Genomic DNA, 9,211 nt, shown 5'->3' with positions numbered 1-9,211 from the left:
ACATGTGGTCGATCATCACCTGCCCGAAGCCCGAGCACGAGACCTGCGTCGCGCCTTCCATCAGGCGCGCGAAGTCGTAGGTGACCTTCTTGCTGAGGATGGCCTTCTCCATGCTGGAGATGATCAGGTCGGCGGCCTCGGTCCAGCCCATGTGGCGCAGCATCATCTCGGCCGACAGAATCTCCGAACCCGGGTTGACGTAGTCCTTGCCCGCGTACTTCGGCGCGGTGCCGTGCGTGGCCTCGAACATCGCGACGCTGTCGCTGAGGTTGGCGCCCGGCGCGATGCCGATGCCGCCGACCTGCGCCGCCAGCGCGTCGCTGACGTAGTCGCCGTTGAGGTTCAGCGTCGCGATCACGCTGTACTCGGCCGGGCGCAGCAGGATCTGCTGCAGGAACGCGTCGGCGATCGAGTCCTTGACGACGATGTCGCGGCCGGTCTTCGGGTTCTTGAACTTGCACCACGGCCCGCCGTCGATCGGCTGCGCCCCGAATTCCTTCTGCGCCAGCGCGTAGCCCCAGTCGCGGAAGCCGCCTTCCGTGAACTTCATGATGTTGCCCTTGTGCACCAGGGTCACGCTGGGCTTGTCGTTGTCGATCGCGTACTGGATCGCCTTGCGCACCAGGCGCTCGGTGCCCTCGATCGACACCGGCTTGACGCCGATGCCGCTGGTCTCGGGGAAGCGGATCTTCGTGACCCCCATCTCCTGCATCAGGAACTTGATGACCTTCCTGGCCTTGTCGCTCTTGGCCTCCCACTCGATGCCGGCGTAGATGTCCTCCGAGTTCTCGCGGAAGATCACCATGTTGGTCTTCTCGGGCTCCTTCAGCGGGCTGGGCACGCCCTTGAAGTACTGGATCGGGCGCAGGCACACGTACAGGTCCAGTTCCTGGCGCAGCGCGACGTTCAGCGAACGGATGCCGCCGCCCACCGGCGTCGTCAGCGGGCCCTTGATGCTGACCACGTAGTCGCGCACCGCGTGCAGCGTCTCCTCGGGCAGCCACACGTCGGGGCCGTAGACCTTGGTCGACTTCTCGCCGGCGTAGACCTCCATCCAGTGGATCTTGCGCTTGCCGCCGTAGCTCTTCGCGACCGCGGCGTCGACGACCTTGAGCATCACCGGCGTGATGTCGAACCCGGTGCCGTCGCCCTCGATGTACGGGATGATCGGCTGGTCGGGCACGTTGAGCGAGAAGTCCGCGTTGACGGTGATCTTCTGCCCGCTCGCGGGCACCTTGATGTGCTGGTACATGGATCCGGGCTCCGTGGTGGGGGGTGCGCTACAGCTGGCCGACGATTCTATGCCGCGGGCTGTCGGCGGCCTGACGCGCGCCGGGCGCGGGCGCGCTCACGACAGGCAGTACGCGAGCACCTTGGCGCCCAGGTCGTGCCCGAGCGCCCACGCCGACGCCGCCGCGAGCCCGAGCCCGGCCAGCCGCACCGCGCCGCCGCCGGCCAGCCAGCCGGCACCGGGCGCGCCGATGCGCCACCACAGCGCCGGCCCGACCCACAGCCCGACCGACGTGCCGACGGCGAACGCGGCCATGATCGACGCGCCGCCGACCGCGCCGTGGCCCAGCGCGGCCATCACCAGCGCCGAGTGCAGCAGCCCACAGGGCCAGGCCAGCCACAGCGCGCCGGCGGCGCCGGCCTTCAGCGGGCCGGGCCAGCGCGCGCGCCGCGGCGTCGGGCCGTGCACCGGTTGCGGTGCACCGCCGGCGGCCGCCGGCGCACCGGCGGCCGCCAGCTCGCGCGACGTGCCTCGCCCGAGGTTGTCGAGGAAAGCCGGCTGCCGGCCGTGCCACAGCAGCCACACCCCCAGCGCCAGCGCCGCGGCGTGCACCAGCGTCCACAGCGGGCGCAGTGCCGGCGACCAGGCGGCGATGTCGGCCAGCGCGCCGACGCCGACGGCCACCACGGCGCCGCCGGCGGCGTAGCTGAGCAGCCGGCCCAGGTGCAGCGCCAGCAGCGCGCGCTGCGGGCGTGCACCGCCGCAGCGCCCGGCGATGCCGGCGCAGGCGGCGCCGCACATCGCCACGCAGTGCGGCGAGCCGGCCAGGCCCATCAGCAGCGCGCTCAGCGCAAGGGCGGTGTCCACCAGCCAGTGCCGCGGCGGGTCAGATGATGCGGGAGAAGCGCTCGCGCGTGCGGTCGGCCTGCAGGTATCGGTCGAAGGTCATCGCCACGGCGCGCACGAAGTACCAGCCCAGCGGCGTCACCGACACGCCCTCGGCGTCGATCTCGACGAGCCCCATCTCGGCCAGCGAGCGCAGCTGCTCGAGCTCGCTGGCGAAGTAGTCGCGAAAGCGCAGCAGGTGCGCCAGCTCGATCGACTCGAAGTCGACCCTGCCCTGGCACATCAGCGCCATGATCACCGCGCGGCGCACCAGGTCGTCGCGGCTGAGCGCCAGCCCGCGTTCGGTGGGAAACAGCTGCTGGCGCATCGCGTCGTAGTACTGCGGCAGCGTCTTCACGTTCTGGCTGTAGGTCGCGCCGATGCGCCCGATCGCCGACACGCCCAGGCCGATCAGGTCGCAGTCCGGCTGCGTGCTGTAGCCCTGGAAGTTGCGGTGCAGCCGACCCTGGCGCTTGGCCACCGCCAGCGAGTCGCCGGGCAGCGCGAAGTGGTCCATGCCGATGTACGCGTAGCCCATGCCGAGGAAGCCGCGGATCGCGTTGCCGAGCATCGTCACGCGGTCGGCCGGCGGCGGCAGCTGCGCCGGGTCGATGCGGCGCTGCGGCTTGAACCGCTGCGGCAGGTGCGCGTACGCGTACAGCGCGATGCGGTCCGGGCGCAGCTCGCCGACCTGGGCGATGGTGCGCGCCAGCGAGGCCGGCGTCTGCCGCGGCAGACCGTAGATCAGGTCGACGTTGGTCGACTCGAAGCCCAGCGCACGCGCGCTTGCCATCAGGTCGCGCACCATCTCGAACGACTGCACGCGGTGCACCGCCTTCTGCACGTCGGGGTCGAAGTCCTGCACGCCGAAGCTGATGCGGTTGAAGCCGGCGCGCGCGAGCTGCGCCAGGCGCTCGGCGGTGACGGTGCGCGGATCGACCTCGATCGACACCTCGGCGCCCGGCGCGATGCGGAAGGCGCGCCGCAGCGAGCCCATCAGCTGGTCGATCTCGGCGTCGCTGAGGAAGGTCGGCGAGCCGCCGCCGAAGTGCAGCTGCGACACCGACTGGCCCGTGCCCAGCGCCTGCACGTGCAGCCCGATCTCGACGTCGAGCGCGTCCAGGTACTGCTCGGCGCGCTCGTGGTGACGCGTGATGACCTTGTTGCAGGCGCAGTAGTAACACACCGACTCGCAGAACGGGATGTGCACGTACACCGACAGCGGCGGCGTACCGCCGACGGTGGCGCCCTGCGCGCGCTGCGCCAGCGCCTGCGCATACTCGGCCGGCCCGAAGGCCTCGACGAAGCGGTCGGCGGTGGGGTACGAGGTGTAGCGCGGCCCCGGCTTGTCGAGCCGGGCCAGCAGCGCCTCGGACAGCACCGGCTCGACCGGCGCGTCCTGTTCGACCAGATCTTGCATGCCGCCGACTGTGCCAAAGCGGTGGACCGAGGGGTTGACATGCATCAAGTGGGGGTGCGCGCCGACAACCAAGAATCCCGGCTGGTTTGAGGCATATCATGCGGTCCATCGAGCCCACCGGTCCCCTGTCGACACCGACCCGTTCGCCTCGGCTTCACGCACCGCCGCCTCGCCCCATGACCACCCAGCCCCCGATCCGCCCCGATTCGTTCAAGGTCGCCTGCTCCAGTTGCAGCCTGCGCGAGCTGTGCCTGCCGGTCGGACTGAACAGTCACGACCTCGAGCACCTCGACACGCTGGTGGCCACGCGGCGCAGCGTCGCCCGCGGCGACCAGCTGTTCCGCAGCGGCGACGCGTTCCAGTCGCTGTACGCGGTGCGCACCGGTTTCTTCAAGACCTGCGTCACCGCCGAGGACGGACGCGACCAGGTCACCGGGTTCCAGATGGCCGGCGAGCTGCTCGGGCTCGACGGCATCGGCACCGACCGCCACACGGTCGACGCGGTCGCGCTCGAGGACTCGCAGGTGTGCGTGATCCCGTTCGAGGAGCTGGAGCGGCTGTCGCGCGAGTTCAACAACCTGCAGCACCAGTTCCACCGCATCATGAGCCGCGAGATCGTGCGCGACCACGGCGTGATGCTGCTGCTGGGCAGCATGCGCGCCGAGGAACGCCTGGCCGCGTTCCTGCTGAACCTGACGCAGCGGCTGCAGGCCCGAGGCTTCTCGGGCACGTCGCTGATCCTGCGCATGACGCGCGAGGAGATCGGCAGCTACCTGGGGCTGAAGCTCGAGACCGTGAGCCGCACCTTCTCGAAGTTCCAGGACGACGGCCTGCTCGAGGTCAAGCAGCGGCAGATCACGATCATCGACCAGGCCGGGCTACAGCAGCTGGTCAACGGCGCCACCTGCTGAGCGCGTGCCCGCCGGGCGCGATCAGGGGCCGTCGGGCGACATCCGCCCCTCGTTGATGTCGCGCGCCGAGCAGGCGAGCAGTTGGCTGATGAAGCCGGCTGCGGCGATGACCGCCCAGAACACCAGGAACGCCACGCTGTAGACCGCCAGCGGCGGCCAGTCGAGCGAAGCGCCGCCGAAGCCGTGCAGGCTGCCGGGGTCGACGACGGCGAACACCAGCATCTCGAGCACGCCGGCCATCAGGAACGCCGGCCACAGCACGGTCTGCAGGCGCCGGCCGATGCTCGCGGTGCTCACGCGACGGCCCTCCTGTCGCTGCGCGGCCACGTCGTCCCCGATGCAGCACGGGCGCCGCCTTCGGGCGGCCGGGTGGCGGCGCTCATCGCGACGGCGGCGTGGCCGCGTGGTTGCGCGCCTGCACCGCCGGCGACGTCGCGGTCGGCGCCATCGATGCACGCCGCGCCGACGTGTCGAGCACCGGGTCGGCGCCGCGCACCGCGATCACCGCGGTGACGATGCCGGCGACGACGACGGTCAGCGGGCCGCCGATCACCAGCCAGACCATGCCCACCCGCCACCAGGGCGTCGGCTTCGGGGCGGCATCCTTGTGGCGCATGCGGTTCTCCTCGTGGATGGTGGCCATCAGCGCGGCACAACGAAGGTGGACTTCTCCACCACCCGTGCCGCCGCCTGGTCGCCGTCGGCGACGCGTTCGATGACGAACTCGACCGGGTGCGCGCCGCTGCCCAGCGCCTGCGCGGCCTGCGGCGGGATGCGCACCGCGGTGGGCACCCAGCGCGCCTGCGCCGGCCCCACCCGCACCTCGCCGCCGGCGTCGACCTGCGCACCGTCCATGCCGCGCACGCCGACGGTGTAGCGCTGCTCGCGCTCGGTGGCGTTCATCACCTGAAGCCGGTAGACGTTCTCGATGTGGCCGGCGTCGACCAGCCGCGCCAGCGAGGCGCGGTCGCGCACGACGTCGACCCGAAACGGACTGCGCAGCGCGACGCTCGTCAGCAACGCGCCGGCGACCAGCACCAGCACCGCGGTGTAGACCAGCACGCGCGGGCGCAGCACGCGCGCCAGCATCTGCGCACGGCTCCAGTGGTGGGTCATGCCGTTCTGCGTCGCGTAGCGGATCAGCCCGCGCGGGTACTGCATCTTGTCCATCACGCCGTCGCACACGTCGACGCAGGCGGCGCAGCCGATGCACTCGTACTGCAGGCCCTTGCGGATGTCGATGCCGGTCGGACACACCTGCACGCACAGCCCGCAGTCGATGCAGTGCCCCAGGTTGGCCGCCTTCAGGTCGGTCTTGCGCCCGCGCGTGCCGCGCGGCTCGCCACGCTCGGCGTCGTAGCTGATGATCATCGTGTCCTTGTCGAACATCGCGCTCTGGAAGCGCGCGTACGGACACATGTACTTGCACACCTGCTCGCGCATGTAGCCGGCGTTGCCGTAGGTCGCGAAGCCGTAGAACAGCACCCAGAAGGTCTCCCACGGCCCGAGCCCGAAACCGGCGACGGCCGGCACCAGTTCGCGGATCGGCGTGAAGTAGCCGACGAAGGTGATGCCGGTCCACAGCCCGATCGCCACCCACGCCACCTGCTTGGCCACCGCGCGCCAGGTGCGGTCGAGGCTCCAGGGGCCGGCGTCGCGCTTCATGCGCTGCATGCGGTCGCCCTCGAAACGCCGCTCGACCCACATGAAGATCTCGGTGTAGACGGTCTGCGGGCACGCGAAGCCGCACCACAGGCGCCCGGCCACCGCGGTGAACAGGAACAGGCCGTACGCCGAGATGATCAGCAGCGCCGTCAGGTAGATGAAGTCCTGCGGGTACAGCACCAGCCCGAAGATGTAGAAGCGCCGCGACGCGAGGTCGAACAGCACCGCCTGGCGCGCGTTCCAGTCGAGCCAGGGCAGCCCGTAGAACACCAGCTGCGTCAGCCACACCAGCGCCCAGCGCCAGCCGGCGAACCAGCCGCTGACCGCCCGCGCGTAGATCTTGCGCTGCTTCTGGTACAGCGACACCAGCTCGGCGGCGCTGTCGCCGCCGGGCGAAGGTGCGGCGTTCGGCGCCGCGGCCGGCACGGGCCCGGAACTGCTCATCGCGGACTCGCCGGCGCGGCCACCGTCACTGCCGGGCCACCTGCGTCGGCTGCGACAGGCTCCAGACGTAGGCGCCGAGCACGTGGATCTGCTCGGCGGTCAGCAGCCGGCCCTGCGCCGGCATCATGTTGTTGATGCCGTTGGTGATCGCGCGCACGATCGCCGCCTCGCCCCAGCCGTGCAGCCACACGTTGTTCGTCAGGTCGGGTGCACCCATCGCGGTGTTGCCCTTGCCGTCGGCGCCGTGGCAGGCCGCGCAGGCCGCGAACTTCGCCCGGCCCAGCTGCGCGTACACCGAGTTGTGCGCGGTGCCCGACAGGCTGAGCACGTAGTGCGCAACGTTGCGCACGTCCTCGCCCGAACCCACCGCCTCGGCCATCGGCGGCATCACGCCGTTGCGGCCGTTGGCGATCGACTCCTTGATCTGCTCGTGGGCGCCGCCGTACATCCACTCGCCGTCGGTCAGGTTCGGGAAACCGAGGCTGCCGCGGCCGTCGGAGCCATGGCACTGCGCGCAGTTGTTCAGGAACAGCCGCTGACCGATCTCCATCGCCTGGGTGTCCTTGGCCAGCGCGGCGGCGTCGAGCGCGGCGTACTTCGCGTACACCGGCGCCATCGACGCCTCGAGGCGCTCGCGCTCCTTCTGGTACTGGTCGACCGAGGTCCAGCTCGCCGAGCCCTGGAAGCTGCCCAGCCCCGGGTAGACGGCGAGGTACACGCCGCTGAAGACCACGGTGATCACGAACAGCCCCATCCACCAGCGCGGCAGCGGGTTGTTCATCTCGCGCAGGTCCTCGTCCCAGACGTGACCGGTGGTGTTGTCGTTGGCCATCACGCGCCGCCTGGCCGCGATGATCAGCAAGCCCAGGCAAGCGAGCAGGCTGACCACCGTCACCACCGCGACGAAGATCGACCAGCCGCTGTTGACGAAATCACTCACGGCGTCCTCCAGCATTCGTTGATTCTTCGGCCCGGGCCTTCCCACCCGGGGCGGGCGCGCCGTCGGCCAGCCCGCTGTCCAGAAACGGCAGTCGCGCGGCGTCGTCGTGCGCACGGCGGCGCTTCGCGCTCCAGGTCCACGCGACGAGCGCGAGGAACAGCACGAGGCCGAGCGTGGTCACGAGGCTGCGCCAGTCGTTGACGTCCATGGTCATGCTCCGGCGCTCGCTACTTGACCGCGGTGCCGAGCACCTGCAGGTAGGCGATCACCGCATCCATCTCGGTCTTGCCCTTGAGCTCGTCGGCGGCCTTGGCGACCTCGTCGTCGCCGTAGGGCACGCCCAGGCGCCGCAGTGCCGTCATGCGCGAGGCCATCGACGCGGCATCGACGGCGTTGCGTTCGAGCCAGGGGTACGCCGGCATGTTCGACTCGGGCACCAGGTCGCGCGGGTTGTTCAGGTGCACGCGGTGCCACTCGTCGCTGTAGCGGCCGCCGACGCGGTGCAGGTCGGGGCCGGTGCGCTTGCTGCCCCACTGGAACGGATGGTCGTAGACGAACTCGCCGGCCAGCGAGTAGTGCCCGTAGCGCAGCGTCTCGGCGCGGAACGGCCGCACCATCTGCGAGTGGCAGTTGTAGCAGCCCTCGCGGATGTAGATGTCGCGCCCGGCGAGCTGCAGCGCGGTGTAGGGCTTCAAGCCCTCGACCGGCTGCGTCGTCGACTTCTGGAAGAACAGCGGGACGATCTCGACGATGCCGCCGATCGAGACGGTGATCAGGATCAGCACGATCATCAGGAAGTTGCTGGTCTCGATCTTCTCGTGACCGCTGGGTGTCGCGTGTTGTGCCATGGGATGTCTCTCCTGTCGGCCCGGATCAGGCGTGCGCCGGCAGCGGCACCGGCGCCTGCACGGGCTTGCTGCTCTTGATCGTCATGATCACGTTCCAGCTCATGATCAGCATCCCGCTCAGGTACAGCAGGCCGCCACCGAGGCGGATCACGTAGAACGGATACGTCGCCTTCACGCTCTCGACGAAGCTGTAGACCAGCGTGCCGTCGGGGTTGACCGCGCGCCACATCAGGCCCTGCATCACCCCGGCGATCCACATCGCCGCGATGTACAGCACGATGCCGATCGTCGCGATCCAGAAGTGCAGTTCGATCGCGCGCGTGCTGAACATCTGCTTCTTGCCGTACATGCGCGGGATCAGGTAGTACAGCGAGCCCATCGAGATCAGGCCCACCCAGCCCAGCGCGCCGCTGTGCACGTGGCCCACGGTCCAGTCCGTGTAGTGCGACAGCGCGTTGACCGTCTTGATCGACATCATCGGCCCTTCGAAGGTCGACATGCCGTAGAACGACAGCGAGACGATCAGGAACTTCAGGATCGGGTCGTCGCGCAGCTTGTACCAGGCCCCCGACAGCGTCATGATGCCGTTGATCATGCCGCCCCAGCTGGGCGCCAGCAGCACCAGCGAGAACACCATCCCGATCGACTGCGCCCAGTCGGGCAGCGCGGTGTAGTGCAGGTGGTGCGGACCCGCCCACATGTACGTGAAGATCAGCGCCCAGAAGTGCACGATCGACAGCCGGTAGCTGTACACCGGCCGTTCGGCCTGCTTCGGGATGTAGTAGTACATCATCCCCAGGAAGCCCGCGGTCAGGAAGAAGCCCACCGCGTTGTGGCCGTACCACCACTGCACCATCGCGTCCTGCA

General features: G+C 69.8%; 11 protein-coding genes. 1 reads left to right on the top strand and 10 read right to left on the bottom strand.

The window, feature by feature from the left end:
• From icd to hemN, 3 genes are all read right to left on the bottom strand, one after another.
• Positions 1-1,252 (bottom strand): NADP-dependent isocitrate dehydrogenase (icd, locus tag PKC53_RS17845; protein ID WP_324431090.1); only part of this gene is annotated, 1,252 nt, incomplete at its 3' end.
• A gap of 96 nt (positions 1,253-1,348) precedes the next feature.
• On the bottom strand, positions 1,349-2,098 hold the full coding sequence (locus PKC53_RS17840) for a sulfite exporter TauE/SafE family protein (RefSeq protein ID WP_324431088.1): 750 nt from the start codon (positions 2,096-2,098) through the stop codon (positions 1,349-1,351).
• Positions 2,099-2,117: 19 nt separating this feature from the next.
• Positions 2,118-3,536, bottom strand: coding sequence for an oxygen-independent coproporphyrinogen III oxidase (gene hemN, locus PKC53_RS17835; protein ID WP_324431086.1), 1,419 nt, complete (start codon positions 3,534-3,536; stop codon positions 2,118-2,120).
• 176 nt (positions 3,537-3,712) lie between these two features.
• Here hemN and fnr point away from each other — a divergent pair, with 176 nt between their 5' ends.
• Positions 3,713-4,447: a fumarate/nitrate reduction transcriptional regulator Fnr gene (fnr, locus tag PKC53_RS17830; RefSeq protein WP_324431084.1), complete on the top strand. Its 735-nt coding sequence runs from the start codon at positions 3,713-3,715 to the stop codon at positions 4,445-4,447.
• A 21-nt stretch (positions 4,448-4,468) separates the two neighbouring features.
• On the opposite strand, the gene PKC53_RS17825 is transcribed toward fnr, so the two are convergent.
• From PKC53_RS17825 to PKC53_RS17795, 7 genes are all read right to left on the bottom strand, one after another.
• Positions 4,469-4,744, bottom strand: a complete 276-nt coding sequence (locus tag PKC53_RS17825; protein WP_324431082.1) for a hypothetical protein — start codon at positions 4,742-4,744, stop codon at positions 4,469-4,471.
• Positions 4,745-4,826: 82 nt separating this feature from the next.
• The gene (locus PKC53_RS17820; RefSeq protein WP_324431080.1) at positions 4,827-5,090 is read right to left on the bottom strand and encodes a nitrogen fixation protein FixH; all 264 of its coding nucleotides are present in this window, start codon (positions 5,088-5,090) and stop codon (positions 4,827-4,829) included.
• Positions 5,090-6,556 carry a cytochrome c oxidase accessory protein CcoG gene (gene ccoG, locus PKC53_RS17815; RefSeq protein ID WP_324431077.1) on the bottom strand — a complete coding sequence of 489 codons (1,467 nt, stop codon included), beginning with the start codon at positions 6,554-6,556 and terminating at the stop codon, positions 5,090-5,092. Before ccoG ends, PKC53_RS17820 begins: the two co-directional genes overlap by 1 nt.
• A gap of 25 nt (positions 6,557-6,581) precedes the next feature.
• Positions 6,582-7,496 carry a cytochrome-c oxidase, cbb3-type subunit III gene (ccoP, locus tag PKC53_RS17810; protein WP_324431075.1) on the bottom strand — a complete coding sequence of 305 codons (915 nt, stop codon included), beginning with the start codon at positions 7,494-7,496 and terminating at the stop codon, positions 6,582-6,584.
• Positions 7,489-7,704, bottom strand: a complete 216-nt coding sequence (locus PKC53_RS17805) for a cbb3-type cytochrome c oxidase subunit 3 (protein WP_324431073.1) — start codon at positions 7,702-7,704, stop codon at positions 7,489-7,491. Before PKC53_RS17805 ends, ccoP begins: the two co-directional genes overlap by 8 nt.
• A gap of 19 nt (positions 7,705-7,723) precedes the next feature.
• A complete protein-coding gene (ccoO, locus tag PKC53_RS17800; protein ID WP_324431071.1) occupies positions 7,724-8,344 on the bottom strand; it encodes a cytochrome-c oxidase, cbb3-type subunit II in 621 nt (206 codons plus the stop codon).
• A 25-nt stretch (positions 8,345-8,369) separates the two neighbouring features.
• On the bottom strand, positions 8,370-9,211 hold an 842-nt coding region (locus PKC53_RS17795), incomplete at its 5' end, for a cbb3-type cytochrome c oxidase subunit I (RefSeq protein ID WP_324431069.1).

This window comes from Azohydromonas sp. (assembly GCF_035325925.1).
Taxonomy (GTDB): Bacteria; Pseudomonadota; Gammaproteobacteria; order Burkholderiales; family Burkholderiaceae_C; genus Calidifontimicrobium.
This window is presented reverse-complemented; position numbering and strand designations above follow the sequence as displayed.

What these genes read in the sequence shown, in the direction of transcription:
- hemN (WP_324431086.1), bottom strand. Translation starts at nt 3,536, where the DNA reads ATGCAAGATCTGGTCGAACAGGACGCGCCGGTCGAGCCGGTGCTGTCC.
- fnr (WP_324431084.1), top strand. Translation starts at nt 3,713, where the DNA reads ATGACCACCCAGCCCCCGATCCGCCCCGATTCGTTCAAGGTCGCCTGC.
- PKC53_RS17820 (WP_324431080.1), bottom strand. Translation starts at nt 5,090, where the DNA reads ATGGCCACCATCCACGAGGAGAACCGCATGCGCCACAAGGATGCCGCC.
- ccoG (WP_324431077.1), bottom strand. Translation starts at nt 6,556, where the DNA reads ATGAGCAGTTCCGGGCCCGTGCCGGCCGCGGCGCCGAACGCCGCACCT.
- PKC53_RS17805 (WP_324431073.1), bottom strand. Translation starts at nt 7,704, where the DNA reads ATGGACGTCAACGACTGGCGCAGCCTCGTGACCACGCTCGGCCTCGTG.
- ccoO (WP_324431071.1), bottom strand. Translation starts at nt 8,344, where the DNA reads ATGGCACAACACGCGACACCCAGCGGTCACGAGAAGATCGAGACCAGC.